The 341-nt window shown below is 69.2% G+C and carries 1 protein-coding gene; it reads right to left on the reverse strand.

Features of this window, described 5'->3' with window-relative positions; all coding sequences use genetic code 11:
• On the reverse strand, positions 1 to 341 hold a 341-nt coding region (locus tag H926_RS27660), incomplete at both ends, for a cell wall hydrolase (protein WP_022676890.1).

The raw sequence follows: 341 nt of genomic DNA on the forward strand, positions 1-341 counted from the left end.
GGCGTTGAAGGCGGCGGGCTGCCCCGCCGATCCGGCCCAGCGATAGAAGCGATGCGCCCCGATCGTGCCGATGAAGGCCAGCTTGTCTGACCACAGCGGATGAACCGCGCTGGTATGGTAATGGGTGGCGAGGCCCACCGGCGCAAACACGTTGCCGGCCAGAGCATCGGCCGCCACGCGCCGGGCGCGGTCCCAGAACTGTTGCACCGGGCGGCGCGCCATGGCGCCGTCGCAGGCAAAGCTGAACTGGCAGCCGGGGCGTTCCGATCCTTGGAACACCACGCCGCATACTGTCTTGGGAAAGGCCGGGTGCGCCACGCGGTTGAGCACGACCTGCGCCA

The sequence above is a fragment of the Novosphingobium sp. B-7 genome (assembly GCF_000410615.1).
Taxonomy (GTDB): domain Bacteria; phylum Pseudomonadota; class Alphaproteobacteria; order Sphingomonadales; family Sphingomonadaceae; genus Novosphingobium; species Novosphingobium capsulatum.